The organism is Vreelandella venusta, assembly GCF_015689495.1.
Classification (GTDB): Bacteria; Pseudomonadota; Gammaproteobacteria; order Pseudomonadales; family Halomonadaceae; genus Vreelandella; species Vreelandella venusta.
On sequence record NZ_CP065135.1, the window covers coordinates 1,695,402 to 1,722,237 of the forward strand.

Annotated in this window: 21 protein-coding genes; 17 read left to right on the forward strand and 4 right to left on the reverse strand. The window is 51.7% G+C overall.

Going from position 1 to position 26,836, the window contains the following annotated elements; translation table 11 throughout:
• From IR195_RS08000 to lipB, 11 genes are all read left to right on the forward strand, one after another.
• On the forward strand, positions 1 to 1,308 hold the full coding sequence (locus IR195_RS08000; protein ID WP_206049231.1) for a glutamate-5-semialdehyde dehydrogenase: 1,308 nt from the start codon (positions 1 to 3) through the stop codon (positions 1,306 to 1,308).
• Positions 1,305 to 1,964, forward strand: a complete 660-nt coding sequence (gene nadD / locus IR195_RS08005; protein WP_164517078.1) for a nicotinate-nucleotide adenylyltransferase — start codon at positions 1,305 to 1,307, stop codon at positions 1,962 to 1,964. The genes IR195_RS08000 and nadD overlap by 4 nt, the downstream gene beginning before the upstream one ends.
• A gap of 107 nt (positions 1,965 to 2,071) precedes the next feature.
• The gene (gene rsfS, locus IR195_RS08010; RefSeq protein WP_009723533.1) at positions 2,072 to 2,458 is read left to right on the forward strand and encodes a ribosome silencing factor; all 387 of its coding nucleotides are present in this window, start codon (positions 2,072 to 2,074) and stop codon (positions 2,456 to 2,458) included.
• Complete coding sequence (rlmH, locus tag IR195_RS08015) at positions 2,455 to 2,922, forward strand: 23S rRNA (pseudouridine(1915)-N(3))-methyltransferase RlmH (RefSeq protein WP_125747306.1); 468 nt, start codon at positions 2,455 to 2,457, stop codon at positions 2,920 to 2,922. The genes rsfS and rlmH overlap by 4 nt, the downstream gene beginning before the upstream one ends.
• Before the next feature lie 35 nt (positions 2,923 to 2,957).
• Positions 2,958 to 4,865: a penicillin-binding protein 2 gene (gene mrdA / locus IR195_RS08020; RefSeq protein ID WP_206049232.1), complete on the forward strand. Its 1,908-nt coding sequence runs from the start codon at positions 2,958 to 2,960 to the stop codon at positions 4,863 to 4,865.
• Positions 4,865 to 6,028, forward strand: a complete 1,164-nt coding sequence (rodA, locus tag IR195_RS08025) for a rod shape-determining protein RodA (RefSeq protein WP_206049233.1) — start codon at positions 4,865 to 4,867, stop codon at positions 6,026 to 6,028. Before mrdA ends, rodA begins: the two co-directional genes overlap by 1 nt.
• 47 nt (positions 6,029 to 6,075) lie before the next feature.
• A complete protein-coding gene (gene mltB / locus IR195_RS08030; RefSeq protein WP_206049235.1) occupies positions 6,076 to 7,092 on the forward strand; it encodes a lytic murein transglycosylase B in 1,017 nt (338 codons plus the stop codon).
• Between the two features lie 2 nt (positions 7,093 to 7,094).
• A complete protein-coding gene (locus tag IR195_RS08035; RefSeq protein ID WP_206049237.1) occupies positions 7,095 to 8,057 on the forward strand; it encodes a septal ring lytic transglycosylase RlpA family protein in 963 nt (320 codons plus the stop codon).
• Between the two features lie 69 nt (positions 8,058 to 8,126).
• Positions 8,127 to 9,326, forward strand: coding sequence for a D-alanyl-D-alanine carboxypeptidase family protein (locus tag IR195_RS08040; RefSeq protein WP_146943808.1), 1,200 nt, complete (start codon positions 8,127 to 8,129; stop codon positions 9,324 to 9,326).
• A gap of 136 nt (positions 9,327 to 9,462) precedes the next feature.
• Entirely contained in the window at positions 9,463 to 9,774 is a 312-nt protein-coding gene (locus IR195_RS08045; protein ID WP_206049239.1) for an HP0495 family protein, read from the forward strand.
• 68 nt (positions 9,775 to 9,842) lie between these two features.
• The gene (gene lipB / locus IR195_RS08050) at positions 9,843 to 10,436 is read left to right on the forward strand and encodes a lipoyl(octanoyl) transferase LipB (protein ID WP_423250121.1); all 594 of its coding nucleotides are present in this window, start codon (positions 9,843 to 9,845) and stop codon (positions 10,434 to 10,436) included.
• A 114-nt stretch (positions 10,437 to 10,550) separates the two neighbouring features.
• Here lipB and lipA read toward each other — a convergent pair whose 3' ends face one another.
• Complete coding sequence (lipA, locus tag IR195_RS08055) at positions 10,551 to 11,609, reverse strand: lipoyl synthase (protein ID WP_146943806.1); 1,059 nt, start codon at positions 11,607 to 11,609, stop codon at positions 10,551 to 10,553.
• Positions 11,610 to 11,857: 248 nt separating this feature from the next.
• Positions 11,858 to 12,844 (reverse strand): LysR family transcriptional regulator, encoded by a 987-nt coding sequence (locus tag IR195_RS08060; protein ID WP_146943804.1) that lies wholly within the window; start codon positions 12,842 to 12,844, stop codon positions 11,858 to 11,860.
• 227 nt (positions 12,845 to 13,071) lie between these two features.
• On the opposite strand from IR195_RS08060, the gene IR195_RS08065 reads away from it, so the two are divergent.
• From IR195_RS08065 to IR195_RS08085, 5 genes are all read left to right on the forward strand, one after another.
• Positions 13,072 to 15,630, forward strand: coding sequence for a DUF3141 domain-containing protein (locus IR195_RS08065; RefSeq protein WP_206049243.1), 2,559 nt, complete (start codon positions 13,072 to 13,074; stop codon positions 15,628 to 15,630).
• A 303-nt stretch (positions 15,631 to 15,933) separates the two neighbouring features.
• On the forward strand, positions 15,934 to 18,561 hold the full coding sequence (topA, locus tag IR195_RS08070) for a type I DNA topoisomerase (protein WP_125747327.1): 2,628 nt from the start codon (positions 15,934 to 15,936) through the stop codon (positions 18,559 to 18,561).
• Positions 18,558 to 19,019, forward strand: a complete 462-nt coding sequence (locus IR195_RS08075; RefSeq protein ID WP_206049245.1) for a DUF6586 family protein — start codon at positions 18,558 to 18,560, stop codon at positions 19,017 to 19,019. The genes topA and IR195_RS08075 overlap by 4 nt, the downstream gene beginning before the upstream one ends.
• A 154-nt stretch (positions 19,020 to 19,173) precedes the next feature.
• Entirely contained in the window at positions 19,174 to 19,806 is a 633-nt protein-coding gene (locus IR195_RS08080; protein ID WP_206049247.1) for a L,D-transpeptidase family protein, read from the forward strand.
• Between the two features lie 222 nt (positions 19,807 to 20,028).
• The gene (locus tag IR195_RS08085; RefSeq protein WP_009723517.1) at positions 20,029 to 20,292 is read left to right on the forward strand and encodes an Lpp/OprI family alanine-zipper lipoprotein; all 264 of its coding nucleotides are present in this window, start codon (positions 20,029 to 20,031) and stop codon (positions 20,290 to 20,292) included.
• A gap of 88 nt (positions 20,293 to 20,380) precedes the next feature.
• Here IR195_RS08085 and IR195_RS08090 read toward each other — a convergent pair whose 3' ends face one another.
• Both IR195_RS08090 and mfd read right to left on the reverse strand, forming a co-directional pair.
• Positions 20,381 to 21,505 (reverse strand): L,D-transpeptidase family protein, encoded by a 1,125-nt coding sequence (locus IR195_RS08090; RefSeq protein ID WP_146943798.1) that lies wholly within the window; start codon positions 21,503 to 21,505, stop codon positions 20,381 to 20,383.
• A 106-nt stretch (positions 21,506 to 21,611) separates the two neighbouring features.
• Positions 21,612 to 25,061 carry a transcription-repair coupling factor gene (gene mfd, locus IR195_RS08095; RefSeq protein WP_206049249.1) on the reverse strand — a complete coding sequence of 1,150 codons (3,450 nt, stop codon included), beginning with the start codon at positions 25,059 to 25,061 and terminating at the stop codon, positions 21,612 to 21,614.
• Between the two features lie 251 nt (positions 25,062 to 25,312).
• Between mfd and IR195_RS08100 the strand changes: the two genes are divergently transcribed.
• Positions 25,313 to 26,767, forward strand: a complete 1,455-nt coding sequence (locus IR195_RS08100; protein ID WP_206049251.1) for a glyceraldehyde-3-phosphate dehydrogenase — start codon at positions 25,313 to 25,315, stop codon at positions 26,765 to 26,767.
• The last annotated feature ends 69 nt before the right edge of the window (positions 26,768 to 26,836 follow it).

Below are 26,836 nucleotides of genomic sequence, written 5' to 3' on the forward strand. Positions count from 1 at the left end.
ATGAGCGGTTCAAACGCACGCCAAAACGTAGCCCTACAGCAATTAGCTGCGGGGGATGTGCCCGCTTATATCCAGGTGCTTGGTCAAGGCGCTAGGGCGGCTGCTCGAGAGTTGCGCCGCGCTGATACGGGATTAAAAAACCGTGCGCTTGAAGCAATGGCATCACGCCTGACGGCATCTAGGCAATTAATACTAGAAGCGAACGCGCTTGATTTGCAGCGTGGCAAAGAAAGCGGCTTAGACACTGCCTTGCTTGATCGTCTGGCGCTTAATGATGGGCGAATTGATGCCATGGTTGAAGGCCTTCTCCAAGTGGCTGCATTGCCAGACCCCGTTGGCGAAATTGACGATATGCGCTACCGCCCAAGCGGCATTCAAGTTGGCAAAATGCGCGTGCCGCTTGGGGTTATTGGCATTATTTATGAATCTCGTCCCAACGTTACCCTTGAGGCAGCAAGCCTGTGCTTAAAATCGGGTAATGCTTGCTTACTACGCGGCGGTTCTGAGGCCAGTGCGTCAAATGCGGCGATTAGCAGTTGTATTCAGGAGGGGCTAGCTGAGGTTGGCTTGCCAGCTGAATCCGTTCAGGTTGTTGCCACCACTGATCGCGCTGCAGTGGGTGCGATGATTAGCATGCCCGAGTACGTCGACGTCATAATTCCAAGAGGTGGAAAGTCGCTAATAGAGCGCATCTCCCGGGAAGCAACGGTGCCGGTCATTAAACACCTCGATGGGGTTTGTCACGTTTACATCGACACTACGGCCGATCCCGCTAAAGCGTTGGCCATCGCTGTGAACGCCAAAACGCATCGCTATGGCACCTGCAATACGATGGAGACGCTGCTAGTGGATGCGCCGATTGCTGACATCGTGCTGCCAGAGTTGGCTCGTGCCTACGCCGAGCACCATGTTGAGCTACGCGGTTGCGAGCGTACACAAGCTTTGCTGCCCCAAGCGGCGTTGGCTACCGAAGAAGACTGGGGCGCTGAGTACCTTGCGCCTATTCTAGCGATTAAGGTCGTTGATGGCATGGATGAGGCGATTCAGCATATCGAGCAATATGGCTCCCACCATACTGACGCCATCGTGACTCAAGACATCAGTCTAGCGAGACGCTTTATGGCTGAGGTCGACTCAAGCTCAGTCATCGTAAATGCCTCAACGCGCTTTGCTGATGGCTTTGAGTATGGACTGGGCGCTGAAATTGGTATCTCAACCGATAAGTTACATGCTCGAGGGCCGGTTGGGTTAGAAGGGCTTACAACGCAAAAATATGTCGTCTTTGGTGATGGGCAAATCAGGCAATGAGTTCAACACCCATGCGAATAGGCATGCTGGGGGGCACCTTTGATCCTGTGCATCTGGGGCATTTGCGAAGTGCCGTTGAGGTTCGTGAAGCCCTTGAGCTGGATCGTTTGCACATGATTCCCGCGCCTCAGCCGCCGCTGCGCGATACGCCTCAGGTATCACCGGAGCAGCGTTTTGAGTTGTTAAGGCTAGGTATTGGCGACACGCCTAGTGTGATGGCTGATGACCGGGAGCTACGCCGCGAAGGGCCTTCTTACAGTGTGGATACGCTTGCCGAGCTGCGGCAAGCGTATGGCGATAGTGCGCGTCTCGTCATGATTATCGGGTTCGATGCTTTTCTGCGGTTAGCCAAATGGTACAAAGTTAATCAGATATTCTCCTTAGCACACCTCGTTGTAATCGCTCGACCTGGCTATAACGAATGCTGGCCTGAAGCATTAAGGGAACTGGTGGGTGATCGTGAAGTCGATAGTGTAGATGAACTGATGCGAAGTCCTAATGGTAATGTTCTGACGCTGGCTTTGCCCTCCATGATGGCGATTTCGGCTACTTATATTAGAGAGCGTTTAGAAAAGGGCGAAAGCGTTCGTTATCTACTGCCTGAGGCCGTTGAGGAAGCCATTCTGCGGCATGGCCTCTATCATTCTGGCGAATAGCACTGGCAGTCAGGAAAGAAGCCGTTACAATGGCCGGCTGATTGACTGACTATCACCGAGCTTGCTTTTGCTGAGCTTGCGACAACAAGGGGTTGCCTTTAGGAGCCATGCACATCGATACACTTAAAAATCTAGCGGTTGATGCCCTAGAAGAACTTAAAGCACGAGATATTACGCAGTTAGATGTTTCCAAGCTGACTGAAGTCACTGACTTGATGCTGATCGCCAGTGGTACGTCTACTCGCCACGTGGCTGCTTTAGCGCAAAATGTTGTTGAAAAGGCTAAAGCGTCAGGGCTTTCGCCTCGTGGGGTTGAAGGTGGCGATAATGCTGACTGGGTATTGGTCGACTTAGGCGATGTAGTTGTCCATATTATGTTGCCTGAAGCTCGAGCCCTCTATGATCTTGAGCGCTTATGGGCAGACCTGCCTAATGACGCTGGGGCTATTAGTGAGTCGCTGAAGCGGTTTGAAGAGCGAGCCACAATGTCATGAAGATCCGGCTGTTAGCGGTGGGCACCAAAATGCCTGGCTGGGTTGAGGAGGGCATTGAAACCTACCGCAAACGGCTGCCTAGAGACTTTTCGCTTGAAATTGAAGAGATTCCACTGGGTCAGCGCGGCAAAAATGCCGATATAGCCAAAGCGCGTGCGCAAGAAGCTCAGCGTATACGTGACAAACTGCGTGGCGATGAGTATGTCGTGGCACTTGAGGTTAAGGGTAAAACCTGGAGTACCGAGCAACTTGCTGACGAAGCCGACGCTTGGCGCATGTTGGGCAAAGATATCGTGCTGTTGGTGGGAGGGCCTGATGGCTTAGAGCCATCCCTTTCAGCAATGGCTGATAAAGCGTGGTCTTTATCGCCCCTCACATTACCGCACCCTCTGGTACGCATCATGCTGGCTGAGCAACTTTACCGGGCGTGGACCCTGCTAGTAGGTCATCCCTATCATCGATAACTGCTTTTTGTCTGATTTGAGAGTCATCTTTACCCATGCCTAAGCGCCATGACACGCTTAAAAACCCTGAGCAAGAATTGCGCATTTTTCGTGTCAGGGCGCTACTTGCCGTCTTAGTGGTGGTCGTTTTGACGGGGCTGCTGACGGGGCGTCTGGCTTACTTACAGATCGTTCAGCACGACTTATACAGTACTCGCTCTGAAAAAAACCGTGTCCGTGTTGAACCGCTGCCCCCCAACCGGGGATTGATTTACGACCGCAACGGCGTCCTTCTTGCCGAAAATCGCCCTACTTATAACCTCACATTGGTGCGCGAGCGGGTTGATGATTTAGATGAAACGCTGGCGTTGTTAGTTGAGCTTCTAGATCTACCCGAAGAAGATATTGAAGCGTTTAATGTCCGTTCCCGGCAGCGCCAGCGCCCGTTCCAGCCAGCGCTTTTAATGAGCGATTTGAGTGAAGATCAAATCGCCCGGCTAGCGGTGAATCGACATCGTCTACCAGGGGTCGAAGTAGAGGCACAACTGCTTCGCTACTATCCTGATGCCGAAATGATGGCTCATTCGCTGGGTTATGTCGGACGTATCAACGCAGAAGAGATGCAAACCCTAGATGCTGGGCGATATGCGGGAACGCACTTTATTGGTAAAACGGGGATTGAGCGATTTTACGAGACAGAGCTGCACGGGCAGGCTGGGCTGCGTAAAGTTGAAACGAACGCACGTGGGCGTGTACTCAGAGAGCTGGGCCGTACTGATCCGGTACCTGGGGCGAATCTTACATTAACGCTTGATAAGTCAATGCAAATGCTCGCTTACGAGCTGTTAGATGATCGGCGTGGATCTATCGTTGCTATCGTTCCTGGGACAGGTGAAATCCTGGCCATGGTATCGACGCCTGGTTTTGATAGTAATCAGTTTGTAACGGGAATTGATGTCGCTTCTTATCGTGGCTTACAGGAAAATATCGACCTCCCGTTATTTAATCGAGCAATTCGTGGCCATTATCCACCAGGCTCAACCATTAAGCCCTTTTTGGCACTTGCGGGGCTCGTAGAGGGGGTTGTCACTCCCGATAGCACGATTAATGATCCTGGTTTTTATCAGTTGCCCAACGACTCTCGCCGCTATCGTAATTGGCTACGCTGGGGGCACGGCCGGGTAGATATGGAGCGGTCTCTTGCCGTTTCAAACAACACTTATTACTACACTCTAGCCCATGACCTTGGGATCGATAACCTGCATGAACAAATGACCAACTTTGGTTTTGGCCAACGTGTTGCTCATGATGTGCAGGGCGAAAGTACCGGCTTGATGCCGTCTCGTGACTGGAAGCGGGCGCGTTTTAATCAGCCTTGGTATCCCGGTGAAACACTCTCGGTGGGGATTGGGCAAGGTTATTGGCAGGTAACTCCGTTACAGCTAGCGAGTGCAACGGCGACATTGGCTAATCGCGGTCATTGGGTAAAACCACGCCTTGCGCTAGCAATAGGCGACGAGCCCTTAGCGCTGGATTTGCCAGATACGCTGCCCGATATTCAGTTGGATAATGACAATTGGTGGGACCGTGTTTTCAGCGGCATGGAAAAAGTGCTCAGCGGGAGAGAAGGCACGGCACGCCGCACCGGGGTGGGGCTAGAGTACCGTATGGGGGGGAAATCAGGCACGGCTCAGGTATTCTCGCTTGGCCAAGATCAGCGTTACAACGCCGCAGAACTTGAGGAGCGCCTGCGCGATCACGCTCTTTTTATGGCGTTTGCGCCCATCGATGATCCGCAAATTGCGGTCTCAGTTATTGTTGAAAATGCTGGTGGTGGCAGTACGCATGCCGCCCATTTGGCGCGTGCGATGACCGATGCATGGATACTAAGAGACGATGCGCCAGACGCTGAGGAAGTTAAAGAAGCGCTAGTAGAAGATACCGCCAGAGTGGAGGGCAATTAATGAGCTCATGGCAAACCCTCTCTCGCCCACTACGTCGTTATCCCGTACGCCCGCCAGATAGCGGTATTGCTAGGCGCAAAAGCATCTGGGAGCGGATTCACCTGGACCCGTGGTTGCTAGGGTTGCTGTTGTTGCTGATGGGGGGCGGTTTGTTAGTGCTTTATAGCGCTTCCGGGCAGCGTATTGATACGGTAATTGCGCAAGCGATACGTTTCGGTGTTGCCATTGTGGTTATGGTGGTTATTGCTCAATTGTCGCCTTCCACGTTTCTGCGCTGGGCTCCCTTTGCTTACGGTCTGGGCTTAGCTATGTTGTTGGCAGTGGAGATAGCTGGCGATGTGGGAATGGGGGCAAAGCGGTGGCTGGAAATACCGGGCGTTATTCGATTTCAACCATCTGAGATGATGAAGCTAGCGGTGCCACTGATGGTGGCCGCCTATCTGAATCGTTGCCAATTACCGCCACGCTTCAAGCATATTTTTGTTTGTGCGGTGATCATCGGCTTGCCGGTGGTACTTACGGCTATTCAGCCGGACCTTGGAACGTCGCTTTTAGTGGCCAGTGCGGCGGTGATTGTTGTGCTTCTGGCAGGTTTGTCCTGGCGCTTGATTGGTTTGATTGGCGCCTTAATTGCAGCGGGGCTTCCTGTGTTATGGATGAATATGCACAACTACCAACGTCAACGGGTTTTAACGTTCCTGGATCCGGACAGTGACCCCTTAGGAGCGGGTTGGAATATTATTCAATCAACAACAGCAATAGGTAGCGGTGGCTTATGGGGGAAGGGCTGGCTTGAGGGTACTCAGTCTCAATTAGAATTCCTGCCTGAGCGCCATACAGATTTTATTATTGCCGTGCTAGGTGAAGAGTTTGGCCTAGTGGGAATGCTAGTTCTGCTATCTCTGTATGTCATGATTGTGGGACGTGGACTGTGGCTAGCAGCGTCTGCCCAGGACACTTTTGGGCGACTTTTTGCAGGCAGTATTATCCTGACATTTTTTATATATGTATTTGTCAATGTCGGCATGGTGAGTGGTATTTTGCCCGTTGTTGGCGTGCCGCTGCCGCTAGTGAGCTATGGTGGGACTTCCAGCGTGACCTTGCTGGCGGGGTTCGGTATTCTCATGTCAATACATGCCCATCGGCGGTTGTTGCCGCGCTAGTATCGAATAGATAAGTAGCGGTGCTTTTTCACAGGAGTTGTAAGTTAATGAAATGGGCCCGAAGTAAAGCAAGTGGCTGCGTGGCAGCTGTGTTATTGGCGTGCTCCTACACGGTTGCATGGGCTGATGACGCGTCGCCCTTTGATCCGCAGCAGCACGAAGGTAGTCAACAGTTGGTTGACGAGTTAACAGCACAAGGAATTCCTCGACAATGGCTAACTGATGCCCTGAATCAGGCCAACTTTAGCCAATCTGTTTTGGATGCGATGGAAGGCGCGGCTGAACGTCGCTTACGTTGGTATGAGTATCGGGATATATTTTTAACCCAGCAACGTATTGAGGAGGGAGCCGAGTTCATCAGTGAGTATGAGGATGCGTTTATCCGGGCTGAGGACGAGTATGGTGTCCCGCCAGAGATCATTGCTGCCATTATTGGTGTTGAAACCTATTACGGTAAGCATAAAGGCAGCCACCTCGTATTAGACTCGTTAGCAACATTAGCCTTCAATCATCCTGTTCGCGGTAGCTTTTTTCGCGGCGAACTGGCGGCTTTTTTGAAAATCGCTCATGAGCAAGGCGTTGAGGTTGACGAGCTGTATGGTTCGTATGCCGGCGCAATGGGGTATCCCCAGTTTATTCCCACAAGTTATCAAGCCTATGCGGTCGATTTTGACGGTGATGGTAAACGAGATTTATGGGAGAATCCGGTCGATGCTATTGGCAGTGTGGCGAACTACTTTGCGGTACATGGTTGGCAGCGTGATGGGGCAATTTATCATGAGGCCGATGGCCCTGATTCAGCGCCTGAGACGCTTCCTATTAACCAAACCAGTAAGCCTGAAGTGACTGTGTCTGAAGCGATTGAAGCTGGCATTGAACCACAGAATGCGCTGGATTCAGAGCTGCTTGTGGTGCCTTTAAGGCTCGAGCTTGCCGATGATAGTATTCAATATCGCTTGGGGGAGTATAACTTTTACGTTATTACCCGTTACAACCACAGCCACCTCTATGCAATGGCAGTGACTGAGCTGTCAGAGGCGATTGCACGGCAGGTTGAGGGCTAACTATGAGAACAGTGCTGTCTGAGGCTCGTGGCATAGGTGGTGCGGTGATCATCATAGCGTTGGTTAGCGGCTGTGCCAGCCATGAAGCTCAACAAAATAGCGCTAGTAAGCCTGCTGAGAGTACGAGCGGTGCGCCCAGCAGTGGAGCAAGTAGTGGTGGTGCATCATCGGGAGAGCGCTATGCAATGACGGGCGATGCCTATCCGTTAGAGCCGCCGGATGTGAGCAAGGTGCCAAACGCTGAGCCGCGCATAGAACCGCTATCGCGCTCCGGCAATCGCTCCAGTTATGAAGTGTGGGGTGAAACCTATCATGTGTTGCCGGATGCAACGGGCTATGTGAAGCAAGGCACGGCCTCCTGGTACGGTGAAAAATTCCATGGCTATGCCACATCAAACGGTGAGATTTATGACATGTATAAAATGTCTGCGGCTCACCGCTCACTGCCATTGCCAACCTTTGCTCGTGTCACCAGTTTAGACAGCGGTCAATCTGTTATTGTCCGCGTCAACGACAGGGGGCCGTTTCATAGCGACCGTGAAATAGATCTTTCCTATGCAGCGGCTGCACGGCTAGGCTTTTTAGATAATGGTACGGGAGCCGTTCGGGTCGAGGCGATCGAGCCTGAGCAATGGCTGGCTCAGCAAGGTAGAAGTCGCCAGCCAGTTGATGGGGGGCCTTCGCCATCTTCTACTGTGAATGAACGGCCTGTTCGAGATGCGGCTGATCAGCGGTCAGTGGCAGCAGATGACGCTATTTATCTACAAATTGCGGCATTGGGCAGTGAAGAGGGAGCCCAGCAGCTACAGCAACGTTTGGTCAGTGAGCTGCCGCATAGCGTACGGGTGATGAGTGATGCAGACGTGCATCGTGTGCAGGTTGGGCCAGTGAGTCCTAAGCAGGAAACCCAAGCACGTGAAGAACTCCGTCGGGCGGGCTTCCCACAAGTGTTTATCGTGAGATAGCTCTCCCCAATTATTAGCTAAATTAAACGTGCTTCGTTGTCGTTTTTTCTTTGTTGTGAGAAGTAAGAAATGAATGTATTGATGTCTATTCGCCGTACCGCAGGGCTTTGCTTGTTTGCGGTTTTTGCTGTGGTGTCTTCACCGGCCGTGGCCCAGGTGATACCACAGCCGCAAACGATTATTCCTTCCGCTCCTCAGCTGGCGGCGAGCTCATGGATTCTGATGGATGCCAACAGCGGTCGCATTCTTGCTGAACATAATTCTGATGAACGCTTACCACCAGCCAGCCTGACTAAACTCATGACCGCCTATCTGGTCGAGCGTGAGTTAGATCGCGGTACAATTAGCTTGACGGATATGGTTAATATCAGTGAGAAAGCTTGGCGTACTGGCGGCTCCAAGATGTTCATCGAGGTAGGCGACCAGGTCTCGGTCGATAATCTGCTGCATGGCATTATTATTGTATCGGGTAACGATGCTAGCGTGGCGATGGCTGAGCACCTAGCGGGTGGTGAGGCACCATTTGCCGATTTGATGAATCAGCATGCTACGCGCTTAGGGATGCACAATACGAATTTCCAAAACCCGACAGGTCTTCCTGGCGAGAATCACTACTCCACTGCTCGTGATATGGCACTGTTGTCACAGCATATTATTAATGATTACCCCGAGCACTATACGATTTACTCTCAGCGCAACTTCGCGTTTGGTGGTATCGATCAGACAAACCGCAACCGCTTGCTGTGGCGTGACCCGAGTGTCGATGGTCTGAAAACCGGTTGGACAACGGAGGCGGGTTACTGTCTTGTCTCTTCGGCCGAGCGTGATGGCATGCGGCTAATTTCAGTCGTGATGGGCACTAATTCAGAGGAGGCAAGAGCTCAGGAGACGCAAAAGCTCCTTAGTTACGGTTTCCGCTTCTATGAAACGATGAAGCTCTATGAGCGTGGTGCAGTGCTTGCAACGCCGCGTGTGTGGGGGGGAGATATCAATGAACTGCGTGTTGGCGTTGACGGCGAAGTATTTATGACGCTTCCGCGCAACCGCAACGAAGAGTTGCGTGCTCGCTTGAACCTGGATGAGGATCTTCAAGCACCGATTGCCGTAGGTGATGATGTCGGTACGCTAGAAGTATATTTAGGCGAAGAAATGGTCGGCGAGCGCCAGCTAGTGGCACTAGAAAGTGTTGAAGAGGGTGGCTTGTTTAAGCGCCTATTTGACCAAGTAAGGCGTTTCTTCAGTGGTTTGTTGAGTAGCTTTACTGATTAGTAGCTTTACCGATTAGTAGCTGCGAGCTTAAGCGCAGGATTTCTAATTTTTTGCGCTTAAGCTACTAATCTTATAAGGCTTTACTGTATTCGTACCCTGAGCAAAAATATCACTATATTGCGTGTAAAGGTGAGCTATGAAAAAAGGCGCGAAAAATGGGCTAAGAGATTTACGTCAGCCTCAAGTCAATGAGCCACCTAAAATCACTTTTCCCTGCGATTACTCATTGAAAGTTGTTGGCGACGCCGCTGAGGATTTTCCAGCCTGTGTGTGTCAGGTGATTGTTAAACATTCTCCGGAATTTGATGAGACGTCACTTCAGGTCGTCGACAGCCGTAACGGACGTTTTCAATCTGTGCGTGTCACTATTGTGGCCACTGGCGAGCATCAGCTGCAACAGCTGTTCGATGACTTGAAGGCGACAGGTCGCGTACACATGGTGGTGTAACCTTGGCTAGTCAACTTATTGAGCTGCACCAGCTTGGCCATCGTGCCTATTTGCCGGTGTGGAGCGCGATGCGCGAACTCACTGATACGCGGGACGAGACAACGCCTGATCAATTCTGGCTAGTTGAGCATGATCCCGTTTTTACTCAAGGTCAGGCAGGCAAACCAGAGCATGTGTTAATGCCTGGTGATATCCCTGTGGTGAAAGCGGATCGTGGAGGGCAGGTAACCTACCATGGTCCAGGTCAAGTTGTGTTATATCCATTGCTGGACGTTCGCCGTGGCAAGATCGGGGTTCGTCAGCTAGTAACTGCGCTCGAAAATTCAGTGATTGACGTACTTGCGCTTTATGGCGTTTCTGCCTGGGCGAAGCCAGATGCACCTGGCGTCTATGTTGATACGCTGCAAGGTGAAGCGAAGATCGCCTCGCTTGGGTTACGAATTCGGCGGGGGGCAAGTTATCACGGGGTTGCACTAAACGTAGATGGCGACTTATCTCCCTTCGGGCGTATCAATCCCTGTGGCTATGCGGGTATGCAGGTAACGCGATTGGCTGATTTAGTGGCGCTGCCTGCCGTTCACCAGGTCGGTGATCAACTAGCGTCTGCACTAGCCCGGCGGTTGGATCGTCAGTTGGTAGCGGTATCGCCTATCAAATCATGAGCTATCTGCACGCAAGGCACTGTGGTAACTGAATTAGCCGTGCCAATTGCGTGCAGATAGTGAATGAATAGAGCTAGCCAAAATAGTCAATAAAAGGCCGCTAGCCTAGACGCTTTATCCAACATTAAACGCAGGAATACGGTTAGCATCAGGCTCATGGCCTGGAACCGCAGCAGGCGACGCGAGGCCAAGGTTGTTTTTCTCAAAAACACGGTCAGCGCGATAGCTAGAGCGTACTAGCGGCCCAGACGGCACCTCCATAAAGCCTTTTTCGAGGCCAAGCACGCGATAGCGATCAAACTCTTCTGGGGTGACCCAGCGCTCTACGGCTAGATGGTTTTTGGTTGGGCGCAAATATTGCCCAAGCGTCACGATATCAACGCCAATCTCTCTCAGGTCATCAAAGGTCTTAAGAATCTCTTCGTCCGTCTCGCCTAATCCAAGCATCAAGCTTGTTTTGGTAATTATATCGGGACGATACTGCTTGGCATGCGCTAAGACATTTAGCGTTTTGCGATAACCTGCACGTGGGTCGCGCACTTTACTGGTTAGCCGCTCTACCGTCTCTACATTCTGTGCAAACACTTCCAATCCGGAATCAACTACCCGCTCAATGGCAGCTGTATCAGCGTCAAAATCGGGTGTTAAAGCCTCTACAACCACTTCTGGCGTGCGAGATTTAATAGCCTTAATGCAGTTGGCGTAGTGCGTGGCGCCGCCGTCGTCCAAATCGTCTCGATCAACGGAGGTCAATACGATGTAGCGCAGCCCCATCAGCTCGACTGATTTTGCGGTGTTTTCCGGTTCTTCTAGATCCAGCCAGCCTTTTGGGTTGCCTGTGTCCACTGCGCAGAAACGGCAGGCACGTGTGCACACAGACCCCATTAACATAATAGTGGCGGTGCCATTGCTCCAGCATTCGCCCATATTGGGGCAGTGCGACTCTGCACAGACAGTGCTAAGACGGTGCGTAGAGACATTCTTTTTGACGGCTTCGAAGCGTTCGCCCCCAGGAATCTGTGCGCGCAGCCATTTAGGTTTGCGGTCAAGGCTGGGAGACGCTTCGTCTGGCGACGCTTTACGCTGTTTCATGCCGTCTTTAATGACCGACATGCCATGCTCATTGCGGAATTTTTCGCCGCTAGGGACGCGCGTTGTTGGGTTATTGCTCATAGGAAAGAGCCTCTCTACTGTGCGGCAGGCAATGCCCAAACGTCGTGGCGTCTAACCATATGCTGTTGCGATGGCGTTTATATGCCATGGCGTTGACAGTTGGATCGCCTGCGCGAATACATGCCAAATCCTGAAGATTCTGAATGATACGTAGGTAGTAGACTAATGTAACATATCTGTTGGTTAACAAGACACTAAGCCTCCTTCATCGAACCGCTAAACAGGCAGCCTAGCTAGCCGATGACCCGCTATATCGATAGTAAAGGTAGGCAGGAAACGCCGTGGCTGGGCAGTGGGCTAGAGGGAGCTTGAAAATGCCGACCAAAATCTGGCAGGTGTTCCCGGGTGAAGCGTAAAAAAAGATCCGCGACTGGTGTCGGAAAATGATCGCGACGATACACCGTGCACCACGAGCGCCGAATGGGAAAGTTGGGCAAAGGGAGTGCTGATAATAGCCCTTGCTCTAGTTCTAGCTGAACCGCTAAACGGGGCAAAACGGCAACGCCTAGGTGGGCCATAACGCCTTGCTTGATGGCTTCATTAGTGCCTAATTCAATGCGGTGGGGAAGACCGATTTCTTGATCAACAGCCAGTTGCTCAAAGGCGATGCGCACCCCGGAGCCTGGCTCACGCATCAAGACATAATGGCGCGCAAAGTCGGCTAGTGTGGGGGCTTTCATGTGAAGCAGTGGGTGGTCTGGCCATACGAGAGCGATAAGTTCATTTTCAAGAATGGGCATGACTACTAAATCGTCGTCTTCAGGCACCATGGCCATAATCACGACATCATCTTTTTGTTCTGCCAGTCTTTCAAGCGCTTGACTGCGGTTGCATACCTTTAGACGAATACGAACGTCGGGATAGCGTGCTCGAAACCGCGCTAATAAATAAGGCACCACATATTGGGCGGAGGAGACTGCCGCGATGTTTAGCTCACCGCTAATGCTGCCATTAATCTCTGAGAGGTTCATTTGCAGTCTAGAGAGCTGTCCGAAAATTTCACGTGTTGAGAGCGCTAGGGTATCCGCGGCAGGTAGCACGTGAAGCGTTTTACCGGCATATTTAAACAGTGGTTGACCAAGGGCGAGTTCTAGCTGGCGTATTTGTGCGCTAACGGCAGGTTGTGTAAGCCCTAGCTGCTCGGCTGCGCGCGAGTAGGAGCGCTGGCGGTGGACTGCCTGGAATACCTGTAATTGTCGGAAGGTCAAACGATTGAGTAGTGTAAGGGATGACATAACAACCTCTAGGTATACACCCTCCGAAGAATAGAAAGTGCCACAAAACAAAATCTCAACATTATGTTGGAAATGCTACCACCGATGATGTGCGGCGTCTTTATGACAACAATGATGAATTTGCAAAGGTAAGCATCGACGTTATGCAGCGAGTGGCCTAAACTATATTGCATTGCAGCAACAACGTTTCGGGACGGATGCTTTGCATCGGCCCAATGGGAGAATTTATGAACTTTCTCGCTCATCCTTTGCTGCCGGGCAGCCCGCTGAAAAACCTGTGGCCAGGAGCGTCTGATCAAATAGCTCCATTCCCGGTCGGCGAGGCCTTTACTAGCATGGTAGATCCGTTCGGATTCGGACGGGCTGCAGCTGGCTATTGGCGTGACAGTATTGAGCGTAGCGTCCTGTATTGGGATGTTATGCGCGAACGCGGAAATCAGTATCTTGAGCATATGGAGCAAACTAAGCCGAACGTGCTTGGGTTTGATACAGAGGTGCTTATTGATGGACGCACGCTTCCACATCCAACCAATTATGAGCTGCTGAGAGTTCTTCCTCCCAGCCATATTCAAATCGATCCTGCAAAACGACCGTTTGTTGTCGTAGACCCCAGGGCAGGTCATGGCCCTGGTATTGGCGGATTCAAGCCTGATAGTGAGCTTGGTGTTGCTCTAAAGGCTGGTCACCCCTGCTATTTTATTGGTTTTTTGCCTTTTCCCGAGCCGGGTCAAACCGTTGAGGATGTGGTAGAAGCGGAAATCGCGTTTTTGCGTCATGTTATCGCTCTACATCCGGAAACAGCTGAAAAACCAATGGTAGTGGGTAACTGCCAGGCGGGTTGGCAAATAATGATGGCCGCGGCACTTGAGCCGGATGTGTTCGGTCCGATTCTTATTGCCGGTGCGCCACTGTCTTACTGGGCCGGGGAGCACGGTAAAGCGCCCATGCGCTACACCGGTGGCATGACCGGAGGAAGCTGGATTACTGCTTTAACTAGCGACATTGGTAACGGCCTGTTTGATGGTGCTTGGTTAGTACAGAACTTCGAACGCCTCAACCCAGCTAATACCTACTGGAAAAAGCAGTACCACCTGTATGACAACATCGATACCGAGTCCAAGCGCTATTTAGAGTTCGAGCGCTGGTGGGGTGGTCACGTTGTGTTAGGTGGCCAAGAGATTCAATATATTGTCGATAACCTATTTGTTGGTAATCGCCTCTCGACGGCTCAGCTAGTGACCCGCGATGGTCGCCGTATTGATCTGCGCAATGTGCGCTCACCTGTTGTTGTGTTCTGTTCGCGTGGTGACGATATAACTCCGCCGCCTCAGGCGCTGGGTTGGATTCGTGATTTATATGAAGGCGAAGAAGATATCATCGCCAACGAACAGACGATCGTGTACTGCATGCACGATACAACAGGGCACTTAGGGATTTTTGTTTCCGGTAGCGTGTCGCGCAAGGAGCATGCTGAGTTCACGGCTAACATGGATTATATCGACGTTATGCCGCCTGGGCTGTATGAGACAACAGTCTCGCATGCCAGCGAGCGAGATGATGCGGAGTTGCTTGAGCGTGATTATTTGCTTGAGTTTACATCGCGTAATTTCGAAGAGCTGGATCAGGATGTAATGCATATCCCAGAGGATGATCGCCGGTTTGCAACGGTTGCACGTATTTCTGAGATCAATCTTGGTTTCTATCGGTTGTACGTTCAACCCTGGGTGCAGGCTGTGATGACGCCAGAGGCCGCACGCTGGATTCGTCGTATGCATCCTATCCGGTTAGGCTACAAGCTTCTATCTGATCGTAATCCGCTAACGGTTCCGTTGCCGGTGATGGCTGAAGCAGTGCGCAGTCATCGTCAGCAAGTGGGGCAAGATAATGTTTTCAAAGCATTAGAAACGATGTGCTCTGATCAAATCGTCGCCAACCTAAATGCCGTGCGGGATTTGCGCGATAGCACGATAGAGCGGCTGTTTATGGACATATACGGGCAGCCTCTATTACAAGCAGCGGTAGGTTTGTATGGCGATGCCCATGTGCATCGTCGTCGTCCTGGAGCTGAGCCAGAGCACCAACGTTTTGTTGAAAACCGCAAAAATGAGCTGCGCAATAACATAGCTAAGGGTGGCCCCCACGAGGCGGTCATGCGGTCGGTTATCTATGTGTTAGGCGGAACGCCAGCGACCGATGAGCGCAATTTTAAACGGTTACGTGCTTCCCGTGCTGAGCTAGAGCCTGGTTCAACCTTGAGTGAATTTAAGCGTTTGGTGCGTGACCAGTTCTTTATCTTGAAATTAGATCGTGAGCGAGCGCTATCCTCATTGCCCGAGCTATTAAAAGGGCAAAGCAGCAGTGACATCGATGGTCATATTGAACACCTTGAGCATGTGTTCGCCGCAAGCGGTGAGTTGTCCGAGCACGCAGCAGAGCGTTTTGAACAGGTGAAGACGCTGTTTGATCAGGCGAGGCCGCAGCAAGCTACTCAACCAAAAGCTACTCAACAAAAAGCCTTGAGCGCACCAGCTACTGACACTAAGCAAGCAGGTGACCAGAAGGTGGCTGTTGATACGCAAACCGCTGCAAGCGCTCCAGCTGAAAGCGTAGTGGCAGAAGCTGAAAGCGTGTCGACAGAGAAAGTATCGACGGAAAAGGATACTACCCAGCGTGCTGCTACCGAAACGGTGCCTGCTTCTAATAATGTAGCAGCAGATGCAGCTAAAGCAGCAGGCAAGCCTCAGCCGAGAGCGGCGTCGCGTAGGAAACCACCGCGCAAGCGCTAAGTGTTGTAACGTTTGTCTACGCCCCTGTTTTGATACAGGGGCGTTTTTTTGTTTGCTTATTTTGGGTTGCCGTCTGCGTATTGGCAGTCTAGTGTCTAGCTACTTCATTATGAAAAATAATACGGATAGACACCTCGCGGTTCCGCAATAGTTTGTTACTTATGCGTCGCTTGTTACTGGCGCTTGTTGCGGGCCTGGGGTAGGGTAGGCGCATTTTTCTCATGGTCGTCAAGTGATAACGATAGGCGACAACGTATTCAGAGCATAGGCGATAGCGCCTGAGCATTAGGAAAGTGGAGCACTATGGGCAAGTCACTGGTCATCGTCGAGTCGCCTGCGAAAGCGAAGACGATCAATAAGTATCTCGGCAACGATTTCATCGTCAAGTCGAGCGTGGGTCACATCCGTGACCTGCCGACCAGCGGCTCAGGTAAGGCAGCCTCCGACCCGAAGGAGCGCGCTCGCCAGGCTGCGGCAACACGCAAGATGTCGGCGGAAGAGAAAGCAGAGTATAAAAAACGTAAGGCCCATGATCAGTTAATTCGGCGGATGGGCATCGACCCTGATAACGGCTGGGAAGCGCGCTATGAAGTGCTCCCTGGTAAAGAAAAAGTCGTCTCTGAATTAAAGAAGCTGGCTGAAAAAGCGGATGCTGTTTATCTCGCAACGGATTTGGACCGCGAAGGGGAAGCAATTGCCTGGCATTTGCGCGAAACGATTGGTGGTGATGACAGCCGCTATAAGCGCGTTGTATTTAATGAAATAACCAAAAATGCCATTCAGGATGCGTTTAAGTCGCCAGGGGCGCTAAATATTCCCCGGGTGGAAGCGCAGCAAGCGCGCCGCTTCTTGGACCGTGTTGTTGGTTTTATGCTTTCACCGTTGCTGTGGGCCAAGATTGCCCGGGGCTTATCAGCAGGCCGTGTTCAGTCGGTCGCGGTTCGCCTGATCGTTGAGCGGGAACGAGAAATTCGTGCGTTTATTCCTGAAGAGTTTTGGGATGTCCACGCAGATCTCGCTTCTCCAGAGGGTGAGCTAGTCAGGTTTGCGTTGGTGCGTCAGGATGGCAAACCTTTCCGTCCTACCTCTGAAAAGGACACGCTGGCACGCATTGAGCAACTGCGCAAAGCCAAGCTTGCGATTACCTCCCGTGAAGACAAACCGACAAGCTCCAAACCTACCGCGCCGTTTATTACCTCAACGTTGCAGCAGGCTGCCAGTGGTCGGTTAGGGTTCTCTGTTAAGAAAACCATGACCATGGCCCAGCGCCTCTACGAGGCTGGCTACATTACCTACATGCGTACCGACTCCACCAATCTTTCAAAGGATGCGGTAGAGAGTGTTCGCTCGTTTATTGGTGATGAGTACGGTGCACGCTATTTGCCAGAGTCTGCTAATCGCTACAGCAGTAAAGAGAGCGCCCAGGAAGCCCACGAGGCGATCAGGCCCTCTAGCGTTGAGCGCAAGGCAAGCGATCTCTCTGGTATGGAGCGCGACGCAGAGCGCCTCTACGAGCTGATTTGGCGTCAATTTGTGGCCTGTCAGATGACGCCTGCTGAGTACCTTTCCAGTACGCTGAGCGTTGAGGTTGATGGCTACGACTTGCGCGCCAAAGGACGAGTGCTCAAGTTTGATGGTTACACGCGGGTGATGAAGCCATCGGGTAAAAATGAAGACCAAAGCCTGCCTGATTTACCGAAGGGTACGGCGATGGCGCTTGAAAAGCTTGACCCTCAACAGCACTTTACCAAGCCGGCTCCGCGTTACACGGAAGCCAGCTTAGTAAAAGAGCTCGAAAAGCAGGGCATTGGCCGTCCTTCTACCTATGCTGCCATCATTTCCACGATTCAGGATCGTGGCTATGTAAAGCTTGAAAATCGCCGCTTCTACGCTGAAAAGCTGGGTGATATTGTCACCGAACGACTGAAAGAGTCTTTCCCCGATTTGATGGATTATTCGTTCACGGCTCGAATGGAAGATAGCCTGGATGAAGTTGCGGAAGGTGAGCGTAACTGGCAAGCCTTGCTCGATGCTTTCTATGGTGAATTCAGCCAGGAGCTTAGCAAAGCCGAGAGCGACGAAGGAATGCGCCCTAATCAGCCAGTTCCTACGGATATTGATTGCCCAAGCTGCGGCCGTAAAATGCAGATTCGGACGGCCTCCACCGGTGTGTTCTTGGGTTGCAGTGGTTATAACTTGCCGCCCAAAGAGCGCTGTAAAACCACCATTGATTTAATTCCTGGTGAAGAAGCTGTTGCAGAAGATGCGGGCGAAGAAGCAGAAACCAACGCACTCCGTGCCAAGCGTCGTTGCCAGAAGTGTGGAACTGCCATGGATAACTACCTCATCGATGAGGGGCGTAAACTGCATATTTGCGGCAATAGCCCTGATTGTGATGGTTATGAGGTGGAAGCCGGTAAGTTTAAAATTAAAGGCTACGACGGCCCCATTATCGAATGTGATAAGTGTGGTTCTGAGATGCAGCTTAAGTCAGGCCGATTCGGCAAATATTTCGGCTGCACCAACAGTGAATGTAAAAACACCCGCAAGTTGCTTCGTAGTGGTGAAGTGGCACCGCCCAAAATGGACCCCATTCCCATGCCGGAGCTGGCCTGCCAGAAGGTAGAAGATCACTACGTACTGCGCGATGGTGCCAGCGGCTTGTTCTTAGCGGCTAGCAAGTTCCCTAAAAACCGTGAAACTCGTCCACCGCTGGTAAAAGAGTTAAAAGCCCATGCCGACGAACTGCCGGAAAAGTATCACTTTATCTTGAAGGCGCCCAGCGAAGACCCGGATGGCCGTCCTGCGCAAATTCGCTATTCACGGAAAAATAAAGAGCAGTACGTGATGACCGATGAAGAAGGCAAAGCAACCGGCTGGAAAGCGACGTTTGAGGCGGGTAAGTGGCACGTGGAGGATAAACGCAAGTGAGCCCACGTTCTCGTACCAACCAACTGCTTTATCAGGCTGAGCTTTTGGTTGGTCTTCCAACAGGTGATGACGAACATGCTCAGGCTCGTCAAATGGCGATTGAAGAGAGCGCCTTGGCGCTCTTTGAGCTGGCATTAAATTCGCTGCTCAAAGAAGTGACCGAGCATGCACGTCTTAACGAGCATGGCTGGCAAGTGCTCCTTAATGAGCAAGGCCCCGCCGTTGCTGAACTGCAACGCTTAAGAGATTTGTTGCACCAGCCGGATAGCTGGTTGCACTGGTTGATAGGACTCGTTGAGAAGCTGCACAGTGACGAAGGGGTCAGTAAGCACACCGTACAGAACCCCTCAATGATTGCTGTCGGCAGTCAAGAGAGTGTTGCTGACCAGCTGTTAGTTAACCTTCATGCTGCAAAGCGAGATATTGCAGCGCTACGTGAAACTAGCCAAGAGTGGTAATGCTTGGCGAGCTGTTTGGCATCATGTTTACGTAGAATTATTGCTGGGTGATTGGGCTTTTTTGAAAGCGCTGACATTTGGTGTGAGAATAAGGTATAACAACTTCCACAAATGCTTTGTTGGCTGGTGATGCTGGCCTGTATAGAGAGCGATAATGATGCCTGTAGATCGTCGCCGTTTTTTAGCGTTGGCGCTGGGCTGGCCTGCTGTGGCCAGTGCAGCAGCTTCCGGTACCTTAAATAATTATGAACCCACAGATCTGGTTGAGACGCTTCTTTCGCGTGCGAGTATTCCGCGTCACAGTAATGAACTATGGGTGTTAATTGATGACACAGACGCCACGTTGAGTGTCTACCGTGGTAATGCATTGGTTGAGCACTACGCGCCCATATCCCTTGGGCGAGGCGGGGCGAAAACCCAGCGTGTCCGTGGTGATAACGTGACACCGCTTGGTGAGTTTCGAATTAATCGATTTAATTACGAAAGTCAGTGGCATATCTTTATTGGTATCGACTATCCTACGCCACCTCATGCGCGAATGGCGCTCGAAAAAGGCATTTATTCCCAAGCAGATTACGATGCTTATTTTGATCACTATCAGCGTCACGGCTCACCGCCTCAGAATACGGCGCTGGGCGGCGCCATTGGCATACATGGCATTGGTGAGGGTGATCCAGATATTCATGGCCGTTTCCACTGGACTCAGGGTTGTGTTGCTGTCACCAACGAGCAAATTGAGCGTGTTGCATCGCTGGTAGGTGTTGGCACTCGCGTAGTGATCCGATAGGCTATGTCGCTGAAGGAAGTTAAAGGTTTTAAATACGTGGCTATAGACAAGCGCTGTGGTCTATTATAAAACAGCGTTTGACTTGCGTGCATTGGTGTAATGCCATGGTACAAGTCGCTGTAAAGAACCTGCACCGCAGGTAGACAAAATTGAGCTAACGCTTTAGCCTTAAATTTGTCATACCCTTAACGTTGTACCCAAGGAAGACTCAAGGAGAACATTATGACTCTGAAGACTGCTCTGAAGATGACTGCCGCTGCCGCTTCTCTGGCAATCCTGGCTGGCTGTGCTTCTACCAGCGCCCTGGAAGAAGTTCGCATGACTGCTGAATCTGCACAGGCTGATGCCGCAGAAGCACGCAGCATGGCTTCACAAGCAATGAACACTGCTAACCAAGCTCAGCGCGACGCGCAAGCTGCTCTGCAGATGTCTCAGCAGAACCGTGAAGAAATGAACCGCATGTTCCAGCGTTCCATGCAGAAGTAATTCTGCCTGGACTCTAAGTGTTAAAACTTAGAGTTGCTGTAGATGTAAAAAAACCCCGCCTCGGCGGGGTTTTTTATTTTTACTAAGGTTATGCCTCTTCCTCGGCTTGTGTCGCTGTGGTGAGTTCAATTTCTTCGAATAATCCATCAAGCTCGACAGGCTCTTCAGTAGGCGTTGGCGCTGGTGCCTGGGGGCCATAAAGCGCTATAAGACGACCATCCGGGTTTTCCACCGCAAGTTTTACCTGGGCATAGTCAATTTCTGCTTGGTCTTCAGCAAGTTCGCTTACTCGTTCGATGGCGTTGAGCAGGGGCTCAAAATCGCCAACGTTTTCTTCAAGCTGAGGGTAAGACTGAACGAATAGTGTGCCGTCTGCTGCCCAGCCTGCTTTAAACGGTGCATCCATCAAGTTAACCTGCGTGCCGCTAGGCATGCGCTCATAGAGCGACTCAATATCTTCAGGGTACATGCGAATGCAGCCGCGGCTAACTCGCATGCCCACGCCTTCAGGGCGGTTGGTGCCATGAATCAGGTAGCTAGGCATCGCCAGCAATATAGCGTGACGCCCCAGTGGATTGTTGGGGCCGGCAGGCACAATAGAAGGTGCTGGCTCGCCACGTGCAGCGGCTTCGCGACGCATAGAGGCTGGCGGCGCCCAGGCAGGATCTTTTACCTTCACTGTCGTGCGGGTAATGCCGACCGGTGTGGCAAACTCCTCACGGCCAACACTGACAGGATAGGTTTCAACAATGCCGGGGTTGTCAGCTGGATAATAATAAAGCCGCAGTTCAGACAGGTTTACCACCACGCCTTCGCGGGGGGCGGGGGGTAAAATATAGCGCGCCGGTATAACGATTTCTGTGCCTTCCCCAGGTACCCACATGCTGACGCCTGGATTGGCCATACGAATCTCTTCGTAGCCAATGTTATGGCGTCGTGCGATATCGATGAGGGTGTCTTCAGGGTCTTCTACGACGACGGTGTAGTGTTCTCCAATAATGTCGCCTTCTTCAGGAAGGCGAAAATGGCCGCGGGGGAGTTCTCTTTGCTCTGCGGGTTGGTCAGCGCTGGTCAGCGTCTCTTCTGAAGGAGAGGCAGCGCTTTCAGCCGCGTCAGTTGACTGCTGTGCATAAATGGGGGTGGAGAGACTTGCTGTCAGTAAGACAGCTAAGCTTGTCGGGCCCCAGGCGTTATATAGCTTACGAATATTCATGGTGGTTCCTAATAAATGTATGCGCCACATCACTGCAAACTAGCATTGTCGTGGGCGGCAGTTAAAGGGCCGTGCGTAGGGCTTTCATACAAGTTTGCCCCAAGGTTCACGCCGCCGCTACTTTTTGATTGAGTGTTGTCAGCAAAGCTTCGACTTTGTCAAAACGCTGTTCGCTAGTTTCCATTGGGAATTCAAATCGTAAAGTGTCTGAGCCATCCAATCGGTAGTGCTGTGGCGATTTTTGAATGAGGGTAACAAGCGTTAATGGGTCGACCTGAGTTGTGCTGTTGAAAAGAACTCGTCCACGGTTTTCACCGGCTTCAATACGCGCTACGCCTAGTTGTTCAGCGCGCTGGCGGAGTCTGGTCTGGCGTATCAGGTTCTTCAAGGGCTGAGGAAGGAGTCCAAAGCGATCAATAAGCTCGACTTGTAGTTCCTTAAGCTCAGCGTCGCTCTGGGTATTAGCGATACGCTTATACATCACCAGGCGCTGCTGTACGTCGTGAAGATAGTCATCTGGAATCAACGCTGGCAGGTTGAGGCTAATCTCGACGCCAGTGTTGAAGGGGGCATCAATATTAGGTGTTTTGCCTGCACGGATCGCCTTTACGGCGCGATCTAGCATTTCCATGTAAAGCGAGTAGCCGATAGTTTCCATTTGGCCACTCTGCTCGTCGCCTAACAGCTCGCCTGCGCCACGTATTTCCATGTCGTGGCTTGCTAGAGTGAAACCAGCGCCGAGATCGTCAGAAGCACTAATCGCTTCCAGGCGTTTCACGGCATCCCGTGTCATTGCCTTGGGGGGAGGTGTTAGTAGGTAAGCATATGCTTGATGGTGGCTTCGCCCAACCCGGCCACGCAGCTGGTGTAGCTGGGCTAGGCCAAACTTGTCGGCGCGCTCAATCAGAATCGTGTTGGCGCTGGGCACATCAATGCCAGTTTCGATGATGGTAGAGCACACTAGCACATTGAAGCGGCGATGATAGAAGTCTGACATTACCCGCTCAAGGCTGCGCTCGGGTAATTGGCCGTGAGCAACAGCAACCCGCGCTTCTGGCACCAGTTCGCGGATTTGTTCGGCAGTGTTTTCAATCGTTTTAACTTCGTTATGCAAGAAGTAGACTTGTCCGCCGCGTAATATTTCACGCAGCAGCGCCTCTTTAATGACGCTGTCATCTCGCTGTTGCACAAAGGTTTTGACCGATAAACGCCGCGCAGGCGGGGTGGCAATAATTGAGAGGTCTCGGATGCCGCTCATGGCCATATTCAAGGTGCGCGGAATCGGTGTTGCGGTAAGCGTCAGAATGTCGATTTCGGCGCGCAGCGTTTTGAGTTTCTCTTTCTGCGCGACCCCAAAGCGGTGCTCTTCATCGATAATTAAAAGCCCCATTTTGGGCAGCTCAACGCTTTTAGATAGCAGTTTGTGGGTGCCGATTACGATATCGGTTTGGCCATTTTTGATGCTTTCCAAGGTTTGCGTCATTTCTTTGCCGCTAGTAAAGCGTGAAATAAGGCTAATATTCACAGCAGTGTCGGCAAAGCGGTCGCGGAAGTTTTCAAAGTGCTGGCGAGCTAACAGTGTGGTGGGCACAAGCACCACTACCTGGCGACCGGTCTGAACGGCCAGGAAGGCGGCACGCATGGCGACTTCGGTCTTACCAAAGCCTACATCGCCACACACGACGCGATCCATGGGCTGCGGAGAGACCATGTCGTTTATCACTGCTTCAATGGCTGCCTGCTGGTCAGGGGTTTCTTCAAACGGGAAGCTGGCAGAGAAGCGAACATATTCATCGCCCGGCGTATCATAAACGAACCCTTCCTGGGCCTCTCTCCGAGCATAAATGTCGAGCAGCTCGGCGGCAGTGTCGCGGATTTTCTCAGCCGCTTTACGGCGTGCTTTTTCCCACTGATCTGAGCCTAGTCGGTGCAGCGGGGCGAGTTCGTCATCGGCGCCGCTATAGCGAGAGATAAGATGCAAGCTATCGACTGGAACATAAAGCTTGGCACCGTCGGCATATGAAAGCGCCAGGAATTCGTTAGCTTGACCGCCAGCTTCAAGGGTTTCCAGCCCCAGGTAGCGGCCGACGCCGTGTGCTTGGTGAACAACCGGTGCGCCTTCTCGTAATTCCGATAGATGACGCACGGCCAATTCGTTGTCGTCGGTGGCTTTTTCTCGCCGTCTGCTCTGGCGTACTACATCGCCAAATAATTCAGTCTCGCTGATAACGGCGACGTTCGGCTCGGTAAGCCACAAGCCGCTACCTACCAAGCTCTCAGTGATGGCAATGTTATCAGTACTGCTTAAAAAGCCCTGGAAGCTGTCGATATGGGGCAGGTTTAATTTAAGCGGCGTCAGTACTTCTTCCAACGCTTCTCTGCGTCCCCGTGACTCGGCAACAAACAGTACCCGTGTGGCGTGCTGCTCATCCAGAAAAGTAGCCAGTTCGTTAAGGGGGTTTTTGGCTCGAGCGTTAATAGCCAGCGAGGGGAGTGCTTGGGCTTTTGGCTGCAGGGCATGGCGTTGCGTGTTGTCTTCGGTTAGCTCGATTCGGGGGCGAGCTTTGATCGCTGAAAAACCTTCATTAACGGGGATAAACGCGCGAGCGGGGGGTAATAGAGGGCGTGTTGGATCAACCCTTAAGTTTTCATAGCGTGACTCAATAGACTGCCAGTGCTGTTCAGCGGCTTCGAATACCCCGGGCAGTAGTGCCACACGGGTGTCATCGGTAACATGCTCAAATAAAGAAGCGGTTTCTTCGAAGAACAGTGGCAAGTATTGCTCTAGACCCGGGGAGGGAATTGCTTTCAGTGCATCGTTATAAAGAGGGCACTGGCGTGGATCAACATCAAAAAGCGTCTCAAACTGTTCTCGAAAACAAGCAATGGCGCTGCGGCTGAGTGAGTACTCGTGGGCTGGGAGTAGCTCAATCACATCAACTTTATTGGTAGAGCGTTGATTGCCAGGGTCAAAATGGCGTAGCGTATCGATTTCGTCATCGAACAAGTCAATACGAATTGGCTCATCCATGCCCATGGCGAAAAGGTCGATGATTGCGCCGCGCATGGCGTATTCGCCAGGCTCGTAGACCGTTTCAACGGCACGATAACCCGCCCGCGATAGCGATTCGCGAAATGTTTCCCGATTTAGCGTAGCGCCCGCTTTTAGCGTCATAACGCGCCCAGCAATGTATGATACGGGAGATAGGCGCTGCATCAGCGTATTGATTGGCACCAGCACAATGCCGCGAACGCCATCCTGCAGTAAGCGCAGCGTGCGTAGGCGTGACGAGATGATATCCTGATGTGGGGAGAAGCTGTCATAAGGCAGCGTTTCCCAATCTGGAAAAGGTAGCACGGGAACATTGCTATAGAACGCCAGATCCTGTTCCAGGCGCTGCGCACTGGCAGTGTTCGGCGTAATCACCAATAATGGTGCGCTTAGCGCAACCTGAGCCAGAGCCAGGGCAGTTGCACTGCCCGGCGGCGCTGTCAGGTAAAGCGTATCGCGAATCCCTTTGGGCTGGGGTGGTTCGAGCAGAGAGAAAGAGGACATAGTCACGGTATCGTTTTGTGCTGAAACGGAATCTGGATCATACACGATCAGTACTTTCAGGCAGAGGGCTGTGCAAAGCAACTACTCGTTAAGTGAGTTTTGTGGTTTTGATGCACTATTGTGGTTTGTAGTCAATCCGCTTTTTCTGTAATACCCCTACATGTTGTGCGACTATCCATTCATTGCGGCATGTTGGTAAGCCCAGGATAATGTTCTAAGAAATTTCTTTTCACTACCCAATGAGGCCGCACGTGAGTCAGCAAGCTCTCGAAAACGTTTTTCAGGAATGGCAAAGCAACGAAGCTCTGGCTGAGCAAATGATTCCGCTGGTGGGTCAGCTGTATCGCCAGAACAATGTTGTTGCCACTATGTTCGGTCGCTCCCTGATTAAGCGGTCAGTTATTCGCATCCTCAAAGATCACCGCTTTGTACGCAAAATTGAAGGCACTGAGCTATCTGTTGAAGATACGTTCCCTATCGTAAAAGCGATGAGTGAGCTGAACCTCGGGCCTGCGCATGTTGACGTTGGCAAGCTGGCGGTTAACTTTAAGCGCCAGGGTGGTGGTGATCTTGATGCTTTCCTGCGTAAAGAGCTTGCTGAGATTATTGATGGCTTTCAGCCGAATGGTAGTAAGGGCGAGCCTCAAGACGTGGTACTTTACGGGTTTGGCCGTATTGGCCGTTTGTTGGCACGCGTAATGGTCGAAAAAGCGGGCGGCGGTAATCTGTTGCGATTGCGGGCCATTGTTGTGCGTGGCCGCGGTGATGTGGCAAAAGACCTTGAAAAGCGTGCCAGCTTGCTGCGTCGCGATTCGGTGCATGGGCCGTTCGATGGCACCATTACCGTCGACGTTGAAGCGCGTACACTTATTGTCAATGGTAATGTGATTCAGGTTATTTACGCCGACTCACCGAGTGAAATTGATTACACTGCTTACGGTATCGACAACGCGGTGATTGTTGATAATACCGGTATCTGGCGCGATGAAGCAGGCTTGGGTCAGCACCTTGAGTGCAAGGGGGCGAAGAAAGCTTTATTAACGGCTCCCGGCAAAGGCGATATCAAAAATATCGTATTCGGCATTAATCATGAAACAATTGGCGATAATGACCGTATCGTGTCGGCCGCTTCCTGTACTACCAACGCCATCGTGCCAGTGCTAAAAGCGCTAAATGATGAGTTTGGTGTGGTGACAGGGCACGTAGAAACCGTGCACGCCTACACTAATGACCAAAACCTGATCGATAATTACCACAAAGGCGACCGTCGTGGACGTAGTGCGGCGCTGAATATGGTATTGACCGAAACAGGTGCGGCAAAAGCGGTCGCAAAAGCGCTGCCTGAACTTGAAGGTAAGCTCACAGGTAACGCCATTCGCGTTCCTACGCCCAATGTTTCTATGGCTATTTTGAACTTAACCTTGGAAAAGGGCACTGATGCTGAGGCGTTGAATGATTATCTGCGCCGCGTATCGATTGATTCCTCCTACCAGAAGCAGATTGACTTCGTTGATTCAGCGGAAGTTGTATCGTCTGACTTTGTCGGCAATCGTCATGCGGGTATTGTCGATGCTAAAGCCACCATCGCAAACGGTAATCACGCCGTCGTTTATGTGTGGTATGACAATGAATTTGGTTATAGCTGCCAAGTTATTCGCATTCTTCAGCACATGTCTAATGTGAAGTTTTTGAAGTTGCCGCATTGAGTCGTTTGAGCATTAATGGCCTTTAAGCAGCAGTTAAAGCGCTTTTAACCGCTAAGTCGTACTAAAAGC